Source organism: Kosakonia sacchari SP1 (assembly GCF_000300455.3).
Taxonomy (GTDB): Bacteria; Pseudomonadota; Gammaproteobacteria; order Enterobacterales; family Enterobacteriaceae; genus Kosakonia; species Kosakonia sacchari.
Map to the genome: position 1 here is coordinate 523,200 of NZ_CP007215.2, position 20,449 is coordinate 543,648.

Sequence of the window (20,449 nt, forward strand, 5' to 3'; positions counted from 1 at the left end):
CGCAGGGGATAAACCCACTGCGCGTGTGAATTCTTAACAGAGATCAGATGAATGGATAAGTTTCGTGTACAGGGGCCGACGCGTCTCCAGGGCGAAGTGACAATTTCAGGCGCGAAAAACGCCGCGCTGCCGATTCTTTTTGCCGCGTTGCTGGCGGAAGAGCCGGTTGAAATCCGTAACGTTCCGAAACTGAAAGATATCGATACCACCATGAAACTGCTTAGCCAGTTGGGCACCAAGGTGGAACGCAATGGATCCGTGTGGATCGATGCGGGCGACGTCAATGTTTTCTGCGCACCTTACGAGTTGGTGAAGACCATGCGCGCATCTATTTGGGCGCTGGGGCCGTTGGTGGCGCGTTTCGGTCAGGGGCAGGTCTCCCTGCCTGGCGGTTGTGCCATTGGCGCGCGTCCAGTGGATTTGCATATTACCGGTCTGGAACAACTGGGCGCGGAGATCAAGCTGGAAGAGGGCTATGTCAAAGCTTCCGTTAACGGGCGTCTGAAAGGCGCGCATATCGTGATGGATAAAGTAAGCGTCGGCGCGACAGTAACCATTATGTCTGCTGCGACGCTGGCGGAAGGCACGACCATTATCGAAAATGCCGCCCGTGAGCCGGAAATTGTTGATACGGCAAACTTCCTCAATACCCTCGGTGCAAAAATCACCGGTATGGGAACCGATCGCATTACCATCGAAGGGGTGAAACGCCTGGGCGGTGGTGTTTATCGTGTCCTGCCTGACCGTATCGAAACCGGGACTTTCCTGGTCGCGGCGGCGATCTCTGGCGGTAAAATTGTCTGTCGTAACGCTCAGCCGGATACGCTGGACGCGGTGCTGGCTAAGTTGCGCGATGCGGGTGCGGATATTGAGGTTGGCGAAGACTGGATTAGCCTTGATATGCATGGTAAGCGTCCGAAAGCGGTTAATGTGCGCACAGCTCCGCATCCGGGATTCCCGACCGATATGCAGGCGCAATTTACGCTGCTGAACCTGGTGGCTGAAGGTACGGGCGTTATCACCGAGACTATCTTCGAAAACCGTTTCATGCATATCCCTGAGCTGATCCGTATGGGTGCTCACGCAGAAATCGAAAGTAATACAGCGATTTGTCACGGTGTAGAAAAGCTCTCCGGTGCGCAAGTTATGGCAACCGATTTACGCGCTTCTGCAAGTCTTGTGCTGGCGGGGTGTATTGCGGAAGGAACCACCATCGTTGATCGTATCTATCATATCGATCGTGGCTACGAGCGTATTGAAGATAAACTCAGTGCGCTTGGCGCGAACATTGAGCGCGTCAAAGGCGAATAAGCCTGTCTGCGGAACAGTAAGAAGGGAGCCTCGGCTCCCTTTTTTTCTATCGCTTGTTCTGGCAAGCAAGGGGAGGTGCTACTTGCATGACCGCTTATTTTTCCTCCCTTTTTTCCTGATCAGCTTCGTCTTATCGATAAATTCATGGGTGACAGGATCATGATAACGTGATGGCCAGATAACCCAGGGATCGGTATCCAGTGCACGAGCAATAATCAATTCCCCTTTTGGCCAGGAGCGGGTCAGAGCGTTAGCGAGGGTTGAAGAGCTTAACCCGTTTTTACGGGATTCCGCAGCCAGCGATGTTCCTTTTTTACGCAATCCGGCAATGATATCAGCCTGATGCCAGTCCATTAATTTTGTTTCCATAACATCTCCCTGATAGAAAATAGGTGTCAATTATTTACGCCAACAACGCTATTTACTATACGCATATGGGAGCATTTGTTCTGAAAAGCTCATGTAATATTTTGCGTTTTAGGATTATGACAAGGCTTGATATTACTGGTTATTTTTGGTTTTTATGTGGTTTAAGAAAACTTACTGGAACTTTCCCGCGACAATGCGCGGGAATCTGGAAAGATTAACGATCGCGCTGAACGGCGATGTGGGCAAGGCCGACCAGCGCGTCGCGCCACGGTGAATCCGGCAGAACCTGTAGAGCAGCAATTGCTTTATCCGCTTCTTCTTCTGCACGACGACGCGTCCATTCCAGTGAACCGCAGGCCGCCATTGCTTCCAGAACAGGTTCCAGAAGGTGTCGGCCGTTTCCTTGCTCTATAGCTTCGCGGATCATCAGTGCTTGTTCTGGTGTGCCGTTATGCATGGCATGTAACAACGGTAACGTCGGTTTGCCTTCATTCAGGTCATCGCCAGTGTTTTTGCCGAGTGTTTCACCGTCTGCGCTGTAATCAAGCAAATCGTCGATGAGCTGAAAAGCCGTACCCAAGTAGCGGCCATAATCCTGCAGCCCTTTTTCCTGCGCTTCCGTACAACCAGCCAGCAAGCCGGAGCACTGAGCCGCCGCTTCAAACAGACGGGCGGTTTTGCTGTAAATGACGCGCATATAATTTTCTTCAGTGATATTCGGGTCGTTGACGTTCATCAACTGCAGGACTTCGCCTTCAGCAATCACGTTTACGGCTTCTGACATTACTTCCAGCACTTTCAGCGAGCCGAGGCTGGTCATCATCTGGAAAGCGCGGGTGTAGATAAAATCACCGACCAACACGCTCGCTGCGTTGCCAAAGGCCGCGTTAGCGGTGGCTTTGCCGCGACGCATGTCGGACTCATCCACAACATCGTCATGGAGGAGGGTCGCGGTGTGGATAAATTCGATTAATGCGGCAATAGTGACGTGCAAATTGCCCTCGTAGCCAACGGCTCGCGCCGCCAACACGGCAATCATCGGACGGATGCGTTTGCCGCCGCCGCTTACGATGTAATAGCCCAACTGGTTGATTAACTGAACATCCGAGTTGAGTTGTTGCAGAATCGTCGCGTTTACACCCGCCATATCGTGCGCGGTTAACTCATTGATTTTTTCTAAATTCATCGCAAAAGCCGGGCTTTCAGTCCTGTTTACCACATAGCAAAATGGGATAACAAAGGGTTACGGGTTAGAATAGTATTGTTGATTGTACTGAAAAAATGCGCCAGATAAACGTTACCTTACGTGTTGTGTTTTTTTTCTGCATGGAGTGACGATCACTCTTGTCAAAGGCTAGCAATTTGCGTAATATTCGCGCCCTATTGTGAATATTTATAGCGCACTCTGAATTGATCAGAATATGTGCGCGGAAGCGGAGTTTTATATGTACGCAGTTTTCCAAAGTGGTGGTAAACAACACCGAGTAAGCGAAGGTCAGACCGTTCGCCTGGAAAAGCTGGACATCGCAACTGGCGAATCTGTTGAATTCGCTGAAGTTCTGATGATCGCAAACGGTGAAGAAGTCAAAATCGGCGTTCCTTTCGTTGATGGCGGCGTAATCAAAGCTGAAGTTGTTGCTCACGGTCGTGGCGAGAAAGTTAAAATCGTTAAGTTTCGTCGTCGTAAACACTACCGTAAGCAGCAGGGCCACCGTCAGTGGTTTACTGATGTGAAAATTACTGGCATCAGCGCCTAAGACCTGAGGAGTAGATTTAAATGGCACATAAAAAGGCTGGCGGCTCAACTCGTAACGGTCGCGATTCAGAAGCTAAACGTCTGGGCGTAAAACGCTTCGGCGGTGAAGCAGTTCTGGCAGGTAGCATCATCGTTCGTCAACGTGGCACCAAATTCCACGCTGGTTCTAACGTAGGTTGCGGCCGTGACCACACTCTGTTCGCTTTGACTGACGGTAAAGTTAAGTTCGAAGTTAAAGGCCCGAAAAACCGTAAATTCATCAGCATCGTTGCTGAATAAGTTTTTCGCGTCCCGGTAACGGAAGAAAGCCCCGCAACACGTTGCGGGGCTTTTTACATTAGAAGTCCGGTAAATTCTGGCAGGGAATACGGGCATGAAACAGCAGGCAGGCATTGGTATTGCGCTGGCTCTCACCACTGCGATGTGCTGGGGCGCATTACCCATCGCCATGAAGCAGGTGCTGGAAGTGATGGAACCGCCAACGGTGGTTTTTTATCGCTTCTTGATGGCAGGAATCGGCCTTGGTTTGATTCTCGGCTGGAAAAAAAAACTGCCCCCGCTGCATCTTTTTCGCAAGCCGCGCTGGTTAGTTTTGTTGGCAATTGCCACTGGTGGGCTGTTCGGGAATTTCATCCTCTTCAGCTCTTCCCTGCAATACGTTAGCCCGACGGCTTCTCAGGTGATCGGTCAGCTTTCGCCTGTAGGCATGATGGTCGCCAGCGTTGTTATCCTCAAAGAGAGAATGCGCGGCACCCAGGTTATCGGCGCGCTGATGCTTATCTGTGGTCTGGTGATGTTTTTTAACACCAGCCTGGTGGAGATTTTTACCCGCCTGACAGATTACACCAGGGGCGTGATTTTTGGCGTCGGAGCAGCCACGGTGTGGGTGAGTTACGGCGTCGCACAAAAAGTGTTATTGCGGCGCCTGGCCTCTCAGCAGATCCTCTTTTTGCTGTACACTTTGTGTACAGTTGCGTTATTGCCGCTGGCAAAACCCGCCGTGCTGCTTCAGTTGAATGAGTGGCAACTGGCTTGTCTGGTGTTTTGTGGCCTGAATACGCTGGTGGGTTATGGCGCGCTGGCGGAAGCGATGGCTCGCTGGCAGGCGGCGCAGGTGAGCGCATTAATCACGCTGACACCGCTCTTTACGCTGTTTTTTTCAGATTTATTATCAATGGCCTGGCCCGATGTTTTCGCCAGACCGATGTTAAACCTTATCGGTTATCTCGGTGCGTTTGTCGTGGTTGCGGGCGCGATGTTTTCCGCTATTGGTCATCGTCTTTTGGGACGCTGGCGTAATCGCGAAGTGGTCGCCACTGTGCCCCGCTCAGGCGAATGAGTTACGGAGAGTAAAATGAAGTTTGTTGATGAAGCTACGATCCTTGTCGTGGCAGGTGATGGCGGTAACGGTTGTGTGAGCTTCCGCCGCGAAAAATATATCCCGAAAGGCGGCCCTGATGGCGGCGACGGTGGTGACGGCGGTGATGTCTGGCTGGAAGCGGACGAAAACCTTAATACCCTGATTGACTACCGTTTTGAAAAATCTTTCCGCGCTGAACGCGGGCAGAATGGCCAGAGCCGTGACTGTACAGGGAAACGCGGAAAAGATATTACGGTGAAAGTACCGGTCGGTACGCGTGTTATCGATCAGGGTACCGGCGAAACGATGGGCGATATGACTAAACATGGTCAGCGCCTGATGGTTGCCAAAGGTGGCTGGCATGGTCTGGGCAACACGCGGTTTAAATCCTCGGTTAACCGTACGCCTCGTCAGAAAACCATGGGTACGCCGGGCGATAAGCGCGACCTGCAGCTGGAACTGATGTTGCTGGCCGATGTGGGTATGCTTGGTATGCCAAACGCAGGCAAATCAACCTTTATTCGCGCGGTATCGGCTGCAAAACCAAAAGTGGCGGATTATCCGTTTACCACGCTGGTGCCGAGCCTTGGCGTTGTCCGTATGGATAACGAAAAGAGCTTTGTGGTCGCCGATATTCCGGGGTTGATCGAAGGGGCTGCTGATGGCGCAGGCCTCGGGATCCGTTTCCTGAAGCATCTGGAGCGTTGCCGCGTCCTGCTGCATCTGATCGATATCGATCCGATCGATGGTTCCGATCCGGCGGAAAATGCCCGTGTCATCATCGGTGAACTGGAAAAATACAGCGAGAAGTTGGCGGCCAAACCGCGTTGGTTGGTATTCAACAAAATCGATCTGATGGATAAAGCGGAAGCAGAAGCTAAAGCAAAAGCTATCGCTGAGGCGCTGGGTTGGGAAGATAAATTCTACCTTATCTCAGCGGCTAGCCAGCAGGGCGTGAAAGACCTGTGCTGGGACGTGATGACCTTTATCATCGAAAACCCGATCACCCAGGCGCAGGAAGAGCAGCAGCCTGAGAAAGTCGAGTTTATGTGGGACGATTATCATCGCCAGCAGCTTGAAGAAGCTGAAGTGGTAGAAGATGACGAAGAGTGGGATGACGACTGGGACGAAGACGACGAAGAAGGCGTCGAGTTCATCTACAAGCGTTAATCGCTGCGATTTCCCCGGCTGCACGGGGAATATTGCCAACAAAATGCCGGGTTAGCACTCGCTACCCGGCATTTTTGTTAGTTGTTCTGGTAGATATCTTTGTACAGCCGGCTTTCAAAACGCACCAGTGGAATGCGGCGATTACGCTGATCCGCCGGTTCGACAGCATAACCGGAAAGATACTGCACGAAAGCCATCCGCTGACCGCTCGCGGTAGTAATAAAGCCGGCCAGGTTATACACGCCTTGCAAGGAGCCTGTTTTGGCCGAAACTTTGCCGTCTACACCTGCTTCATGCAGGCCTGCGCGATACTGCAGAGAGCCATCATAGCCTGCCAGCGGCAGCATTGAGATGAAATTGAGCTCTGTGTCATGCTGTGCAATATATTGCAGAACTTGCATCATCGTGGCGGGTGCCAGCAGGTTATGTCGTGACAGACCGGAGCCATCGGCGATGATTGTATTTCCGAGATCGACGCCAGCCTGCTGGCGCAGGATCTGTCGCACTGCATCCGATCCTGCTCGCCAGGTACCCGGTACGCCAAAGCGCGCGTGACCAATCATACGAAACACCGTATCAGCGATCATATTGTCTGATTTTTTCAGCATCTGCTTTAGCAGATCGTGAAGCGGTACCGACTGCTTGCTGGCAATGACAGTACCGGCCTGGTTCTCTTGCGTCTGGCGCAGCAAGGTGCCGCTATAGGTGATGCCTGCGTCGTTCAATTCTGCTTTCAAAATTGCACCGGCGTAGCTTGCTCCGTCCTGAATGGCGAAAGCCAGCGGGAGCGGATCGGCACGCTGCGGCAGGCATCCCGTCAATGTAAATCGATTTAAATCACCAGGGACAACATCCAGTTCGCAATACTGCGCCTCAGCGGAGCCGCGTGCGAGCGTGCGCACCTGGCTGAACATATTCACCGGATAATAATTAGCGATCCGGATATAGGCCAAATCGCCCGGCTTTTGCGCACTATAGAGCGAAATCGAGAAGCAGTTGCGATCGACAATCGCCGCAGCAGGTGGCGCGCTAAAGCATTGCGTCATGTCGTTCCACGGCCAGCCTGGCGCTTTATCATGGCTGGCAAAAATAGAGGTATCGACTAGTACATTACCTTCGATTTTCTGCACGCCTGATTTTTTCAGCGCCGCGACCATATTGCGAATATCCTGACGCTTTAGTGTCGGATCGCCGCCAAATCGTGCAATTAAGTCACCTTTTAGTGTACCGTTCTCGACAGAACCTTTGCTTTCCAGCGTGGTTGTAAAGCGAAAGTCCGGCCCAAGCTGCAACAGTGCCGCCAGCGCGGTGATGACCTTCTGAGTACTGGCTGGCAGCGCCATTTGTTTACCGTGGTAATCAATTTCTGGCGCCTGAGCTCCGACTTTTTGCACCATCAGCGCCAGGTTTGCGCCATCCGGCAGTTGGTTTATGTATTCGTCTACATTCGCGGCCTGAACGTTCAGGGCTATACTTGTGGTCAATCCGATGATAAAGCTGGAAAATCGCATAATCTCGCGCTAGGAAGCAGTAAACAAGCCGTCATACTACGGCGCAACGACCCGGAAAGTAAACGATGACCCATAGTGAACTTCCGGGTAAAATACGTATCAAATTGAAAAATTGCGCTGACCTGGGGCTTTGTCCCCGGGTCAGTTTTCTTTTGCTCCTGCCCGACGGTATATGCCGGTGTACGGGGGAGGTAGATCAGATGGGGTGGGTTACCGCTCCCTACAGGAATGTTCAAGAGGTATAACAATGCAAGCTATTCCGATGACCTTACGTGGTGCCGAAAAATTGCGCGAAGAACTGGAGTTTCTGAAATCCGTTCGTCGCCCTGAAATCATTGCCGCCATCGCGGAAGCCCGCGAACATGGCGATCTGAAAGAGAATGCGGAATATCACGCAGCGCGCGAGCAGCAAGGCTTCTGCGAAGGGCGAATTAAAGATATCGAAGCAAAATTGTCCAATGCGCAGGTGATCGACATTTCTAAAATGCCGAAAAGCGGCCGTGTTATTTTTGGTTCCACCGTTACGGTATTGAACCTCGATAATGACGAAGAGCAGACTTATCGCATTGTTGGCGATGATGAAGCCGACTTTAAACAGAACCTGATTTCAGTCAATTCTCCCATTGCCCGTGGCCTGGTAGGTAAAGAGCAGGATGATGTGGTGGTGATTCGTACGCCGGGCGGCGAAGTGGAATACGAAATTATCAAAGTGGAATATCTTTGATCATTGTATTCGCGTCGATTGTTGACGAATTGTAAAGAAAAGAAAAAGGCCGCACTGCGGCCTTTTATGAATTCCGGGAGCGTGGCATTTTGCACCTCTGCTGGCGGAAACCCCTCGTTTTACACAGATTTTGTGTTCAATTCAGGATATCCTTAGCGTGGCAGCGAAATTTTACGCTCCGCGGTTGGGCGATAAAGCACCAGCGTTTTACCGATGACCTGTACGTTGCAGGCGCCGGTTTCGCGAACGATAGCTTCCACGATCAAGGTCTTAGTTTCTCTGTCTTCAGAGGCGATCTTCACCTTGATGAGCTCATGGTGCTCTAGCGCTTGTTCAATCTCGGCCAGTACCCCTTCGGTCAAACCATTATTGCCAAGCATAACTACCGGCTTGAGCGGATGTGCCAGACCTTTCAGGTGCTGTTTTTGTTTAGTACTCAGATTCATCGTATATTTTGCTTACGTTGGGATTGAAAACGGGTCATTCTACCGCCATCTCCACTGTATCGCCAAATTGCGCGTCGAAATTTCTCGATGTCGACGATGAACCCAGATGGAAAGTTAAATGACAGGTAAAAAGCGTTCTGCCAGTTCGAGCCGCTGGCTTCATGAACACTTTAGCGATAAATATGTTCAACAGGCGCAGAAAAAAGGGTTGCGTTCCCGTGCCTGGTTTAAACTTGATGAAATACAGCAAAGTGACAAACTTTTTAAGCCGGGTATGACGGTTGTCGACTTGGGCGCTGCCCCTGGTGGGTGGTCGCAATATGCGGTCACGCAGATTGGTGGTAATGGTCGTATCATCGCTTGCGATCTTTTACCGATGGATCCAATCGTTGGTGTGGACTTCCTTCAGGGCGATTTTCGTGATGAATTAGTTCTGAAAGCGTTACTGGATCGCGTTGGTGACAGTAAAGTTCAGGTTGTCATGTCAGATATGGCGCCGAATATGAGCGGTACACCTGCTGTTGATATCCCCCGTTCCATGTATCTGGTGGAACTGGCGCTGGAGATGTGCCGTGATGTGTTGGCGCCAGGCGGAAGTTTTTTAGTGAAGGTGTTCCAGGGCGAAGGTTTCGATGAGTATCTCACCGAAATTCGCTCCCTGTTTACGAAGGTTAAAGTGCGTAAACCGGACTCTTCACGTGCGCGTTCACGTGAAGTGTATATTGTAGCGACCGGGCGAAAATGATAACCCGTTGATTTCGGCCTTTGGTTTGAAAGAGATGGGTTATGTTGTATCCTGACGCTGTTTTTAACACAGTTGTAATATGAGGTTAATCCCTTGAGTGACATGGCGAAAAACCTAATACTCTGGCTGGTCATTGCAGTCGTGCTGATGTCAGTATTCCAGAGCTTTGGGCCCAGCGAGTCGAATAGCCGTAAGGTGGACTATTCTACCTTCCTGCAAGAGGTCAACCAGGACCAGGTTCGCGAAGCGCGTATCAACGGACGTGAGATCAACGTTACCAAGAAAGATAGTAACCGTTACACGACTTACATCCCGGTCCAGGATCCGAAACTGCTCGACAACCTGGTGACGAAAAACGTCAAGGTTGTAGGTGAACCGCCGGAAGAGCAGAGCGTTCTGACGACTATCTTCATCTCTTGGTTCCCGATGCTGCTGCTGATTGGAGTCTGGATTTTCTTTATGCGTCAGATGCAGGGCGGCGGTGGCAAAGGTGCCATGTCGTTCGGCAAGAGCAAGGCGCGTATGCTTACGGAAGATCAGATCAAAACGACTTTCGCTGACGTTGCCGGTTGCGACGAGGCAAAAGAAGAAGTTGGCGAGCTGGTTGAATATCTGCGTGAGCCGAGCCGTTTCCAGAAACTGGGCGGTAAAATCCCGAAAGGCGTCCTGATGGTCGGTCCTCCGGGTACGGGTAAAACGCTACTGGCGAAAGCGATCGCCGGTGAAGCGAAGGTGCCGTTCTTCACCATTTCCGGTTCTGACTTTGTAGAAATGTTCGTTGGTGTCGGTGCATCTCGTGTGCGCGACATGTTCGAGCAAGCTAAGAAAGCCGCGCCGTGCATTATCTTCATCGATGAAATCGACGCCGTAGGCCGCCAGCGTGGTGCGGGTCTTGGCGGTGGTCACGATGAGCGTGAACAGACGCTGAACCAGATGCTGGTTGAGATGGATGGTTTCGAAGGCAATGAAGGTATTATCGTTATTGCCGCGACTAACCGTCCGGACGTACTCGACCCTGCTTTGTTGCGCCCGGGTCGTTTTGACCGCCAGGTTGTTGTCGGTCTGCCGGATGTCCGTGGTCGTGAACAGATACTTAAAGTTCATATGCGCCGTGTGCCGCTGTCGCCGGATATCGATGCTGCAATCATCGCACGCGGGACGCCAGGCTTCTCCGGCGCCGATCTGGCGAACCTGGTCAACGAAGCTGCGCTGTTTGCCGCTCGTGGTAACAAACGCGTCGTGTCAATGGTCGAGTTTGAAAAAGCGAAAGACAAAATCATGATGGGTGCGGAACGCCGCTCCATGGTGATGACCGAAGCGCAGAAAGAGTCCACGGCATACCACGAGGCAGGTCATGCGATTATTGGTCGTCTGGTGCCGGAACACGATCCGGTGCATAAAGTGACGATTATTCCACGCGGCCGTGCGCTGGGTGTGACGTTCTTCCTGCCGGAAGGTGATGCCATTAGCGCCAGCCGTCAGAAACTGGAAAGCCAGATTTCAACGCTGTACGGCGGTCGCCTGGCAGAAGAGATCATCTACGGTGTTGAACATGTTTCTACCGGTGCGTCGAACGATATTAAAGTCGCGACCAACCTGGCCCGTAACATGGTCACCCAGTGGGGCTTCTCCGACAAACTCGGTCCGTTGCTTTACGCGGAAGAGGAAGGCGAAGTATTCCTGGGCCGTAGCGTTGCAAAAGCGAAACATATGTCCGATGAAACCGCACGAATCATCGACCAGGAAGTGAAATCGCTTATTGAACGCAACTACAATCGCGCACGTCAGTTGCTCAATGAGAATATGGATATTCTGCATGCGATGAAAGATGCTCTGATGAAATATGAGACCATCGATGCGCCGCAGATTGATGACCTGATGTCACGTCGCGATGTTCGTCCGCCAGCAGGTTGGGAAGAACCTGGTACGAACAACTCTGACAATAATGGTACGCCGCGAGCGCCGCGTCCGGTCGATGAGCCGCGTACGCCAAACCCGGGCAATACCATGTCAGAACAGCTGGGCGACAAATAAGTATTTACGCCGATGATCTGCTTTTAATGAAAACCCCGGGGCTTGCTCCGGGGTTTTTCTTTTAATTTCTAAATGCCACAACCTCAGGGATTTTAGTCATGAAACTCCATGCTCAGGGCTCAACACTGGATTTGTCTCACCCCCATGTAATGGGCATCCTCAATGTAACGCCGGATTCTTTTTCGGATGGTGGTGCACATAACACATTGATCGAGGCGGTAAAGCACGCGAACCTGATGATCAATGCGGGGGCGACAATTGTGGATATCGGCGGGGAATCGACGCGTCCTGGTGCGGCCGATGTGAGTGTAGAAGAGGAGCTTGAACGCGTAATCCCGGTTGTTGAAGCCATCGCACAGCGTTTTGAGGTATGGATTTCCGTCGACACGTCTAAACCTGAAGTCATTCGCGAATCGGCGCGAGTAGGCGCACATATCATTAACGATATCCGCTCATTAACAGAACCCGGCGCGCTGGAAGCAGCCGCGCAAACCGGGCTGCCGGTGTGCCTGATGCATATGCAAGGCCAGCCAAAAACCATGCAGGAAGCGCCGAAATATGATGATGTGTTTGCTGACGTGAATCGCTTTTTTAGCGAACATATAGCACGATGCGAACAGGCTGGGATCGCAAAAGAGAAATTGTTGCTCGACCCGGGATTCGGTTTCGGTAAAAATCTCTCCCACAATTATGCATTGCTTGCCCGCCTGGCTGAATTTCATCATTTTGGCTTACCTCTGCTGGTCGGAATGTCGCGTAAGTCGATGGTAGGCCAGCTACTCAATGTTGGTCCCTCCGAGCGGTTAAGCGGTAGTCTGGCTTGCGCAGTGATCGCGGCAATGCAGGGCGCGCACATTATTCGTGTTCACGATGTAAAAGAAACAGTAGAAGCTATGCGGGTGGTAGAAGCCACGCTGGCAGCGAAGGAAAACAAACGCTATGAGTAATCGTAAATATTTTGGCACCGATGGTATTCGCGGCCGTGTTGGTGATGCGCCGATCACCCCTGATTTTGTGCTTAAGCTGGGTTGGGCCGCCGGGAAAGTACTGGCGCGCCATGGATCGCGTAAAATTATCATCGGTAAAGACACCCGTATTTCGGGTTATATGCTGGAATCCGCGCTGGAGGCCGGTCTTGCTGCGGCTGGTCTTTCCGCGTCCTTTACCGGACCAATGCCCACGCCGGCGGTAGCCTATCTCACGCGAACATTTCGCGCAGAAGCAGGAATTGTGATTTCGGCTTCGCATAACCCTTTCTATGACAATGGCATCAAATTTTTCTCTATTGACGGCACAAAACTGCCGGACGCAGTAGAAGAGGCGATTGAAGCCGAGATGGAAAAGGAACTGACTTGCGTTGACTCCGCCGAACTGGGTAAGGCCAGCCGTATTGTTGATGCCGCCGGGCGTTACATTGAGTTTTGCAAAGCGACGTTTCCGAATGAACTGAGCCTTAACGGGTTAAAAATCGTGGTTGATTGCGCTAATGGTGCGACTTACCACATTGCACCAAGTGTTTTTCGCGAACTGGGTGCGAAAGTTATTGCCATTGGGTGTGAACCAGATGGTGTGAACATCAACGAAAAATGTGGTGCGACGGACGTGGCTGCACTGCAGCAGCGCGTTCTGGTTGAGAAAGCCGATTTGGGCATTGCCTTTGATGGTGATGGTGATCGCGTCATTATGGTCGATCATGAAGGTAACAAGGTCGATGGCGATCAAATCATGTACATCATTGCCCGCGAGGGGTTGCGCCAGGGGCAGTTGCGCGGTGGGGCTGTAGGCACACTGATGAGCAATATGGGGCTTGAACTGGCGCTTAAGCAACTGGGCATTCCCTTTGCGCGTGCGAAAGTGGGCGACCGTTATGTGCTGGAAAAAATGCAGGAGAAGGGCTGGCGCATCGGCGCTGAAAACTCCGGTCATGTGATTTTGCTGGATAAAACGACGACCGGAGACGGTATCGTGGCCGGTTTGCAGGTGGTTGCCGCAATGGTGCGTAACCACATGTCCCTGCATGATTTGTGCAGCGGTATGAAGATGTTCCCGCAAGTGCTTGTGAATGTGCGCTTTACCGCAGGCATTGGCGATCCGCTGGAAGACGAGACGGTCAAGACGGTGACGGCAGAAGTGGAAGCGACGCTGGCTGGCCGCGGTCGTGTGCTATTGCGTAAATCCGGTACTGAGCCGTTAATTCGCGTCATGGTAGAAGGTGAAGACGAGGCGCAAGTGACATCGCTGGCGAATCGCATCGCTGACGCAGTTAAGGCTGTAAAATAGCGCGATAAGTGCTTAAAAAGGCGGCTGTTGCCGCCTTTTTAATAGCCTGAGATCGCAATTTTGCTGTTTTTTTCCGCACTTGATAAAATGCACTTAAATTGCCCTTGCGAAGGTCATTCGCTTTGGTTAGTATTCACACCCGCTTCAGTGGGAAAGCAATAAACATCCCACTTTTATTGGTTTGAAGCATTGGCTGCGGCAACCCCGCAAGGAACAGGTTGATTATGTACGAAGCTCTTTTAGTTATTTTCCTTATTGTAGCGCTGGCTCTTGTTGGCCTGATTATGCTGCAGCAAGGTAAAGGCGCTGACATGGGAGCCTCCTTTGGCGCTGGCGCGTCCGGTACGCTGTTCGGTTCAAGTGGTTCTGGTAACTTCATGACCCGTACGACAGCTGTGCTGGCAACACTGTTCTTTATTATTAGCCTCGTGCTGGGCAACATTAACAGCAATAAAACCAATAAAGGAAGCGAGTGGGATAATCTGAGCGCACCGGCGAAGAGTGAACAAACTCAGCCTGCAGCTCCGGCGCAGCCGACCAGCGATATCCCGCACTAAGAAGTAAGTCGTGCCGAGGTGGTGGAATTGGTAGACACGCTACCTTGAGGTGGTAGTGCCCGATTGGGCTTACGGGTTCAAGTCCCGTCCTCGGTACCAATATTCCGGAAAAAAGACATCGCAAGATGTCTTTTTTTTGCCTGTCATTTATGACATTGCCAAACCTTCAACCTTCAACCTTCAACCTTCAACCTTCAACCTTCAACCTTCAACCTTCAACCTTCAACCTTCAACCTTCAACCTTCAACCTTCAACCTTCAACCTTCAACCTTCAACCCCAAACCCCTTCTATGTATTCAACAGGTAATTGCTTTAAAGTTTATTAATTCTACGATTAATACAAGAAAATCGTCCTGCGCCAGGTGCTAACTTGCTTGAGTTAACCTGTCCATATTTCAAAGGCAAGATAAAAGCGCATTAATTTCATATTAATCTTTAAAATCATTGACATATGTCATTATCAAAAAATTATTTACTGGTCTGAGGAGTAAAATTGATCAAGATTCGGTTTTTAATTATTTATTAATCCGTATCTCTTCGGTTGCTTTAATTTCGAGGCGTGATTATCTTTGCCTCGTTTTTAGCGTTGTCTGGATACCGAATATGTATTGCGCCACTTTACTAAAAAAGATCGCTCCATTTTCTCTGGCTCTTATTTTAGGGTTGAAAATGCCAGCAGCTTTTGCGCTTCCTGAAATTGGAATAGGAAGCATGTATGACATTATGTCACCTGAATCTCAGTCTATTAATAAACGTATTTATAATACCGGGACATCAACGGCATTTATCCGGGTAGATATGTTGGAAGTTAATATTCATAAAGGTGGGAAAGTTGTTGAGTCGCCAGTTAAAGAAGTTTCTGGTAATTCTTTGCAAAAAGAAAGACTCATTGTCACACCACTGCGAATGATTATTCCGCCATCTGGTTTTCAGTCGGCTAGATTTATGTGGCCGGGTGACCGAAATGTCGAAAAGTATTACCGTGTACGATTTATCCCTGTTCTCCCACAAAAGGATGATGGTTTCGGGTTAAGCGGTAAAGAAGCTGACGATTACCGTAAGAAGGCATTAACGGCCGGGCTGAATGTAATGGCGGGCTACGGCACGCTAGTTATTGTGCAGCCATCGAAACCTATTTTTAATACTCAGGTTGAATCGTCACTTCCTGAAGTTATTCGGGTAACAAACAAAGGCAACGCCACGATTGTTATCGAAGATATCCGTAGTTGCACTTCAGTTGGTACAGAGTGCAGCAGCGTTACGCGTCTTTTTCTATTACCGGGTAAAAGTAAAGCGGTAGAAAAAAGTAAAGGGCGTACTACCTATTTCACCCTTATCGAAGGGGAAAACCAAAAGAAACTACGTTTCTAGTATTACGCAGTAAGTTGTAAATAAGCAGCATGCTTTTTATATATCAAATTAAGGGACTTGCCATGTTATCTCATAAAATCGCGAAAGTTTGTTTAATCACTGGTGCTCTGTCTTTATCCGTATTCGGTAGCACAGCGGCAATGGCTGTAAATCAGCAAAGCTATACTATTGATGTCTATGCTCATATTCCAAGTGATGACTTTCAAATTGAACCTGTAGAAAGTGGATGGATTCATCAAGCTCAGGAAATTGAATATGATCTTACTACCTCTAAATTGAAAAATTTTGAGAAGCAATTTCAGTATAAAAACATTTCAGGTGGTATTCGTGCGACTTTGACAAATACGGATTCCAGCGGCGAGACCATTTTGTCGAACGGCTCAGACACTATTCCGCTTAAAGTGGAATTCAACGGTGTTGAATTAAGTGATACCGCGCAGACTGTAGTCGATGCGACTGCGGCAAAAGCGGGTGGACGTACCATGCTGCGTATTAGCCAGAAAGATACTCAGCCTCTTGCTGTGCAGGGTGATTTTACCGGACAGGTTGCCATGATTTTCGAAGAAGAGATTGTTACTCCTTAATTCTTTTCGCTAAATCATTTAAAAGTCTGTCACTAAATATTATGAAAATATCATTAATCTTTCTTGCTGCTGTTCCATTCATTGTTTCGGCAAATGATATGCAACTGGCTGCGAACATGAAAGGATTGCCAGAAGATTTTAAGCGGTATTTTTATAATTCTGAAGTTGTCGTTCAGGTATATCTGAACGACAACTACATTTTCGATGCCAGCGTGTCTCTTAAAGAGAATGGTGACATCAAGCTTCTCCGCATCATTGATGAACAACAGAACAGCGATCCCGAAACCAATACTCTTTGGTCGGATTTGCTCAGTAAAGGCGTTTCGGTGGGGAAATGTACCGTATCCTGCCCATCAGGGCTGATGCAGGTAGAATATTCGCTGGAGAACTCGGCGCTAAAACTTTATACCAACAACTACGAAACCAGCCAGGTTGCGGGTAATTATCTTGCCGTGCCCGAAGATACGCCTGCTGGGCTAATCATGAATAACGATGTCTCGTTTTCTGAGGCGGCAGCAATGCGTAGTTGGGGTATCAACTCCTCACTCACCGCATCACTTGGTGGATGGAGCCAACTGGCAGCATTTCAGTCATCGGGTACCAGTGGTCGCTACCAATACAACAGCTCCAGTCTTTATCAACTCTTTACGCAGAAAGAGCTGCAGGGCAGTTTTATCCGCTTGGGGCTATTTACGCCGGACAGCGATACCGGGAACGTTCAGGCTTCCGGATTTGGCTACGACACGGTTGTCGGCGGTATGTGGGGAACTTCTGATGCGTTGCTTGTGGCTTCCGATAGCGTTAGCGCCTGGCCTGTTTATGTAACAGGGCGCAACCAGTCAATTGCGGAAGTCTGGCGAAATGGGCAAATGATCCGTACCCAGCAACTTCAGCCGGGAGTGCAGGCGCTGGATACGCGTCCGCTGCCTATTGGTATCTACGATATCACTATCAAAATCATTGAGAACGGCCAGGTTGTCGACACACAGGAAGCGCAAATCTTTAAGTTGCAGGGGTGGAGCAATCCAAACCAGCGCTGGCGCATGAATCTGTGGAGCGGGCAGCGCCGTACCCTGGCGACGGGTGATATGAATACACTGGACGGTAACCCTTTCGCGGCGGGTGGTGGTCTGGAGTTATTGCTTCACCCCCAGGCAACTGTAGCATTTACTGGCGCAGCCACAGCAAAGGATCGCCACGTGCGAACGCGAGCTAATATTACGCTTTCGCAAAATGACCGATTGCTTGCGCAATATACTGTCGGTAACTCGGAGTACCAGGCTAACCAGGAGACAGACATTCGTTATTACCGTAATTTGTATGCTGGCGGAACAGCCAGCTTTTTCTGGCGCTCAACCCTCACCGATATTTATGGCCATCGGGTTCGTTCGCGTCAGAAGGGAGATACATGGGGAGCGTCTTTATCATCAAGATTACCGTGGTCCTCATCGTTGATCCTGAATACGCAATATATGGATACGGTATGGCGTAAAGGCGTAGCCGCAGATGCCGCGTTATCAACGCAGACTCGCTTTTATGACCGCAGTACGAGTTTTCGGTTGGGTGTCTATGACAGGCCGGGATTCAACGACAAACGCCGCGATCGCGGCGTGTCATTCAGCGTGTCGATTGCGTTATCTCCTTCCAGTGATCACTCTGTTTCCTTGAGCACTGGTATGGAACAAGCGAAGAGCTATTCAAGCTTGCAGTATCAGTGGGAGCCAGCGGAGAAAGAGACCATCCGTAGTTTAGGTGGCGGGGTTTCCTGGAATGCGGCTGAAACCATGCTTAACGGTAACGGGGCGATAGATACGCCATGGATAAGTGGTAATTTCTATGCGCAACGTGGGCTGCAGAGCAAAATCAATACGGCCGGTGCTAACCTGAGCCAGGCGCTGGTTATCGGCGGCGGTAAGGTCGCTTCCGTCAACGGTAACAACAGTGGTATGGAGTCTGCTGTGATTGTTGATGTGGATGCAGAGGATCACGAGACCCGCATTCTGGCATCCGGCAGCATGAGCGAGACCAGCCTTAAACCTGGCAGGAATATTTTGCCCGCTGAACTATGGAAAAAAAGCGACATCCAGTTTAGCGCGCGTGGCAGTGACAGTGTGCAGGTATTCCCGGAACGCCAAAGTGTCCAGATGAGCCGTGGTAGCGTGCAGTACGTTAATGTCAAAACGGTGAAGACGTTTACGCTTGTTGGCATGTTGCAAGATGAGCAGGGTAAGGCGGTTAAAAACCGTTACGTCAGAAGTGATGTTGGCGGAAGTATCGTAAATGCGGAAGGTGTACTGACGCTGGACACTGGCGTGGCTAATCGCTTGCTGACTGTACAGGCAGAAAACGGTTTACCCACACTACAGTGCGTGCTCCCTTCCGGGTTGGACAAGAATAAAAAGGTGCAGTTTATCAGTGCCGTCCGCTGCCAGATTGCGAGCACAGTAGAGAAGTAATCTGCCTTAGTGCCGGTTGAGCTCTGGGGCGTAAGTCACTTTCCGGTCATGAGAAATATAGCGTGTGTACGACGGTGGTGGAGGAAATCGTGCCTGCATTGCAGGCACGAATGCGAAAAACGACTATTTTTTCTCGCCGTTTTCCAGGTTCTCGACCTGCGGCAGGCCATTGCCGGCAGAGGTGGAAAGCAGGCCGGTCTGCACGTAGTTGAACAGCTTCTCACGGGTATCAGTGATATCCAGATTACGCATTGTCAGCTGTCCGATACGGTCGTCCGGTGAGAACACCGACTCGCCTTTTTCCATCGTCAGACGCTCTGCTTTGTAGGTCAGATTGTCGGAAACGGTGTTCAGAATCGAGTAATCATTGCCGCGACGCAGTTCCAGCGTCACTTCACCGGTGATAGCGCTCGCTACCCAGCGTTGCAGTGAATCACGTAGCATCAGTGCTTGCGGATCGAACCAGCGACCCTGGTACAGCAGGCGACCAAGTTGGCGACCATGCGCGTGATATTGCTCAATAGTATCTTCGTTGTGGATACCGGTCAGCAGTCGTTCGTAAGCAATATGCAGCAGTGCCATCCCCGGGGCTTCGTAAATGCCACGGCTTTTCGCTTCGATAATACGGTTCTCAATCTGATCGCTCATTCCCAGACCATGACGTCCCCCGATGCGATTGGCCTCCAGCATCAGTTCAACATCATCAGTGAAGGTTTTGCCGTTCAGCGCGACCGGATGACCGCGCTCAAAACGTACAGTAACTTCCTCGGCCTGGATTTTTACATTCTCGTCCCAGAATTTAACCCCCATGATTGGGTTAACAATCTTCACGCTGGAATTGAGGAACTCTAAATCTTTTGCTTCGTGCGTTGCGCCCAGCATGTTGGAGTCAGTCGAGTAGGCTTTTTCTGCCGACATTTTGTAGTCGAAACCCGAGGCAACCATGAATTCGGACATTTCCTGACGGCCGCCCAACTCATCAATAAAGTCTGTATCCAGCCACGGCTTATAGATTTGCAACTCAGCGTTAGTCAGCAGGCCATAGCGATAGAAGCGCTCAATATCGTTGCCTTTATAGGTGCTGCCGTCGCCCCAGATATTCACACCGTCTTCTTTCATTGCCGCAACCAGCATCGTGCCGGTCACCGCGCGACCCAGCGGCGTGGTATTAAAATAAGTCAGACCGCCCGTCGTATTATGAAAAGCGCCGCACTGGATGGCGGCAATGCCTTCGGCGACCAGCTGTTTACGGCAGTCGATTAGGCGAGCATTTTCCGCACCGTACTCTTTTGCACGACGGGGAATCGCGTCATAGTCATCCTCATCCGGTTGTCCCAGGTTCGCTGTGTATGCATAAGGAACCGCGCCTTTTTGGCGCATCCACAGCAGCGCTGCACTGGTATCCAGTCCGCCGGAGAAAGCGATGCCGATACGTTGACCTGCGGGAAGATGCTTGAGAATCGTCGTCATAAAAAAATCCCTGCTTGATAGACCGATGGTGAGAGACTTAACAGCCACGCCATACTCTTTGTGCCATCCGACCAGAACAATTAGTGAATGGTTATGCAAAATAAATGAGTTTTCATTTAATCATCTTTTGACGATAACCGAAAGAGAAGAGTGCAATTTTCATTGCGAGAGTGGTGAACTGTGCTGTTTACATGCTTAAAGATAATACGCAACAAAATTGCATACGCCAGGGCGCACAGGATGCTAACCTACTGCGGTTGACAGAACGGTTTGTTTATCAATATACTGCAGGCCGGTTTTACGTC

19 protein-coding genes and 1 tRNA gene are annotated in these 20,449 nt (G+C 50.4%); 15 read left to right on the plus strand and 5 right to left on the minus strand.

What is annotated here, in order from left to right; genetic code table 11:
* Window positions 1-51 precede the first annotated feature (51 nt).
* Window positions 52-1,311, plus strand: a complete 1,260-nt coding sequence (gene murA, locus C813_RS25525; RefSeq protein ID WP_017457334.1) for a UDP-N-acetylglucosamine 1-carboxyvinyltransferase — start codon at window positions 52-54, stop codon at window positions 1,309-1,311.
* Window positions 1,312-1,389: 78 nt separating this feature from the next.
* Here the strand turns inward: murA and sfsB are convergent, their stop codons facing one another.
* Both sfsB and ispB read right to left on the minus strand, forming a co-directional pair.
* A complete protein-coding gene (sfsB, locus tag C813_RS25530) occupies window positions 1,390-1,680 on the minus strand; it encodes a DNA-binding transcriptional regulator SfsB (RefSeq protein ID WP_025263823.1) in 291 nt (96 codons plus the stop codon).
* A 214-nt stretch (window positions 1,681-1,894) separates the two neighbouring features.
* A complete protein-coding gene (ispB, locus tag C813_RS25535; RefSeq protein ID WP_017457336.1) occupies window positions 1,895-2,866 on the minus strand; it encodes an octaprenyl diphosphate synthase in 972 nt (323 codons plus the stop codon).
* A 259-nt stretch (window positions 2,867-3,125) separates the two neighbouring features.
* On the opposite strand from ispB, the gene rplU reads away from it, so the two are divergent.
* From rplU to cgtA, 4 genes are all read left to right on the plus strand, one after another.
* Window positions 3,126-3,437: a 50S ribosomal protein L21 gene (gene rplU, locus C813_RS25540; RefSeq protein WP_003025032.1), complete on the plus strand. Its 312-nt coding sequence runs from the start codon at window positions 3,126-3,128 to the stop codon at window positions 3,435-3,437.
* 20 nt (window positions 3,438-3,457) lie between these two features.
* Window positions 3,458-3,715, plus strand: a complete 258-nt coding sequence (gene rpmA, locus C813_RS25545; RefSeq protein ID WP_017457338.1) for a 50S ribosomal protein L27 — start codon at window positions 3,458-3,460, stop codon at window positions 3,713-3,715.
* 94 nt (window positions 3,716-3,809) lie between these two features.
* Window positions 3,810-4,775, plus strand: a complete 966-nt coding sequence (locus C813_RS25550; RefSeq protein WP_017457339.1) for a DMT family transporter — start codon at window positions 3,810-3,812, stop codon at window positions 4,773-4,775.
* A 15-nt stretch (window positions 4,776-4,790) separates the two neighbouring features.
* The gene (gene cgtA, locus C813_RS25555; protein WP_017457340.1) at window positions 4,791-5,966 is read left to right on the plus strand and encodes an Obg family GTPase CgtA; all 1,176 of its coding nucleotides are present in this window, start codon (window positions 4,791-4,793) and stop codon (window positions 5,964-5,966) included.
* Window positions 5,967-6,043: 77 nt separating this feature from the next.
* Here the strand turns inward: cgtA and dacB are convergent, their stop codons facing one another.
* A complete protein-coding gene (dacB, locus tag C813_RS25560; protein WP_017457341.1) occupies window positions 6,044-7,477 on the minus strand; it encodes a serine-type D-Ala-D-Ala carboxypeptidase in 1,434 nt (477 codons plus the stop codon).
* Between the two features lie 247 nt (window positions 7,478-7,724).
* On the opposite strand from dacB, the gene greA reads away from it, so the two are divergent.
* Complete coding sequence (gene greA, locus C813_RS25570; RefSeq protein WP_017457342.1) at window positions 7,725-8,201, plus strand: transcription elongation factor GreA; 477 nt, start codon at window positions 7,725-7,727, stop codon at window positions 8,199-8,201.
* Window positions 8,202-8,353: 152 nt separating this feature from the next.
* Here greA and yhbY read toward each other — a convergent pair whose 3' ends face one another.
* Window positions 8,354-8,647 (minus strand): ribosome assembly RNA-binding protein YhbY, encoded by a 294-nt coding sequence (yhbY, locus tag C813_RS25575; RefSeq protein WP_007369919.1) that lies wholly within the window; start codon window positions 8,645-8,647, stop codon window positions 8,354-8,356.
* A gap of 118 nt (window positions 8,648-8,765) precedes the next feature.
* Between yhbY and rlmE the strand changes: the two genes are divergently transcribed.
* From rlmE to C813_RS25620, 9 genes are all read left to right on the plus strand, one after another.
* Window positions 8,766-9,392 (plus strand): 23S rRNA (uridine(2552)-2'-O)-methyltransferase RlmE, encoded by a 627-nt coding sequence (rlmE, locus tag C813_RS25580; protein WP_017457343.1) that lies wholly within the window; start codon window positions 8,766-8,768, stop codon window positions 9,390-9,392.
* A 102-nt stretch (window positions 9,393-9,494) separates the two neighbouring features.
* Window positions 9,495-11,426, plus strand: coding sequence for an ATP-dependent zinc metalloprotease FtsH (gene ftsH / locus C813_RS25585; RefSeq protein ID WP_017457344.1), 1,932 nt, complete (start codon window positions 9,495-9,497; stop codon window positions 11,424-11,426).
* A gap of 98 nt (window positions 11,427-11,524) precedes the next feature.
* The gene (gene folP / locus C813_RS25590) at window positions 11,525-12,373 is read left to right on the plus strand and encodes a dihydropteroate synthase (protein ID WP_017457345.1); all 849 of its coding nucleotides are present in this window, start codon (window positions 11,525-11,527) and stop codon (window positions 12,371-12,373) included.
* Entirely contained in the window at window positions 12,366-13,706 is a 1,341-nt protein-coding gene (gene glmM, locus C813_RS25595) for a phosphoglucosamine mutase (protein ID WP_017457346.1), read from the plus strand. The genes folP and glmM overlap by 8 nt, the downstream gene beginning before the upstream one ends.
* 224 nt (window positions 13,707-13,930) lie before the next feature.
* Complete coding sequence (secG, locus tag C813_RS25600) at window positions 13,931-14,263, plus strand: preprotein translocase subunit SecG (protein ID WP_017457347.1); 333 nt, start codon at window positions 13,931-13,933, stop codon at window positions 14,261-14,263.
* A 12-nt stretch (window positions 14,264-14,275) separates the two neighbouring features.
* Window positions 14,276-14,362: transfer RNA gene (locus tag C813_RS25605), tRNA-Leu, on the plus strand.
* 504 nt (window positions 14,363-14,866) lie between these two features.
* Complete coding sequence (locus C813_RS25610) at window positions 14,867-15,634, plus strand: hypothetical protein (protein WP_017457348.1); 768 nt, start codon at window positions 14,867-14,869, stop codon at window positions 15,632-15,634.
* Between the two features lie 62 nt (window positions 15,635-15,696).
* Complete coding sequence (locus tag C813_RS25615) at window positions 15,697-16,218, plus strand: CS1 type fimbrial major subunit (RefSeq protein ID WP_017457349.1); 522 nt, start codon at window positions 15,697-15,699, stop codon at window positions 16,216-16,218.
* Window positions 16,219-16,334: 116 nt separating this feature from the next.
* Complete coding sequence (locus C813_RS25620; RefSeq protein ID WP_238593045.1) at window positions 16,335-18,674, plus strand: TcfC E-set like domain-containing protein; 2,340 nt, start codon at window positions 16,335-16,337, stop codon at window positions 18,672-18,674.
* A gap of 123 nt (window positions 18,675-18,797) precedes the next feature.
* Here C813_RS25620 and argG read toward each other — a convergent pair whose 3' ends face one another.
* A complete protein-coding gene (gene argG, locus C813_RS25625) occupies window positions 18,798-20,144 on the minus strand; it encodes an argininosuccinate synthase (protein ID WP_017457351.1) in 1,347 nt (448 codons plus the stop codon).
* Window positions 20,145-20,449: the final 305 nt, after the last annotated feature.

What these genes read in the sequence shown, in the direction of transcription:
- dacB (WP_017457341.1), bottom strand. Translation starts at nt 7,477, where the DNA reads ATGCGATTTTCCAGCTTTATCATCGGATTGACCACAAGTATAGCCCTG.
- cgtA (WP_017457340.1), top strand. Translation starts at nt 4,791, where the DNA reads ATGAAGTTTGTTGATGAAGCTACGATCCTTGTCGTGGCAGGTGATGGC.
- rlmE (WP_017457343.1), top strand. Translation starts at nt 8,766, where the DNA reads ATGACAGGTAAAAAGCGTTCTGCCAGTTCGAGCCGCTGGCTTCATGAA.
- folP (WP_017457345.1), top strand. Translation starts at nt 11,525, where the DNA reads ATGAAACTCCATGCTCAGGGCTCAACACTGGATTTGTCTCACCCCCAT.
- ispB (WP_017457336.1), bottom strand. Translation starts at nt 2,866, where the DNA reads ATGAATTTAGAAAAAATCAATGAGTTAACCGCGCACGATATGGCGGGT.
- argG (WP_017457351.1), bottom strand. Translation starts at nt 20,144, where the DNA reads ATGACGACGATTCTCAAGCATCTTCCCGCAGGTCAACGTATCGGCATC.
- rplU (WP_003025032.1), top strand. Translation starts at nt 3,126, where the DNA reads ATGTACGCAGTTTTCCAAAGTGGTGGTAAACAACACCGAGTAAGCGAA.
- rpmA (WP_017457338.1), top strand. Translation starts at nt 3,458, where the DNA reads ATGGCACATAAAAAGGCTGGCGGCTCAACTCGTAACGGTCGCGATTCA.
- C813_RS25610 (WP_017457348.1), top strand. Translation starts at nt 14,867, where the DNA reads ATGTATTGCGCCACTTTACTAAAAAAGATCGCTCCATTTTCTCTGGCT.
- C813_RS25550 (WP_017457339.1), top strand. Translation starts at nt 3,810, where the DNA reads ATGAAACAGCAGGCAGGCATTGGTATTGCGCTGGCTCTCACCACTGCG.
- secG (WP_017457347.1), top strand. Translation starts at nt 13,931, where the DNA reads ATGTACGAAGCTCTTTTAGTTATTTTCCTTATTGTAGCGCTGGCTCTT.
- greA (WP_017457342.1), top strand. Translation starts at nt 7,725, where the DNA reads ATGCAAGCTATTCCGATGACCTTACGTGGTGCCGAAAAATTGCGCGAA.
- ftsH (WP_017457344.1), top strand. Translation starts at nt 9,495, where the DNA reads ATGGCGAAAAACCTAATACTCTGGCTGGTCATTGCAGTCGTGCTGATG.
- C813_RS25620 (WP_238593045.1), top strand. Translation starts at nt 16,335, where the DNA reads ATGAAAGGATTGCCAGAAGATTTTAAGCGGTATTTTTATAATTCTGAA.
- C813_RS25615 (WP_017457349.1), top strand. Translation starts at nt 15,697, where the DNA reads ATGTTATCTCATAAAATCGCGAAAGTTTGTTTAATCACTGGTGCTCTG.
- sfsB (WP_025263823.1), bottom strand. Translation starts at nt 1,680, where the DNA reads ATGGAAACAAAATTAATGGACTGGCATCAGGCTGATATCATTGCCGGA.
- glmM (WP_017457346.1), top strand. Translation starts at nt 12,366, where the DNA reads ATGAGTAATCGTAAATATTTTGGCACCGATGGTATTCGCGGCCGTGTT.
- murA (WP_017457334.1), top strand. Translation starts at nt 52, where the DNA reads ATGGATAAGTTTCGTGTACAGGGGCCGACGCGTCTCCAGGGCGAAGTG.
- yhbY (WP_007369919.1), bottom strand. Translation starts at nt 8,647, where the DNA reads ATGAATCTGAGTACTAAACAAAAACAGCACCTGAAAGGTCTGGCACAT.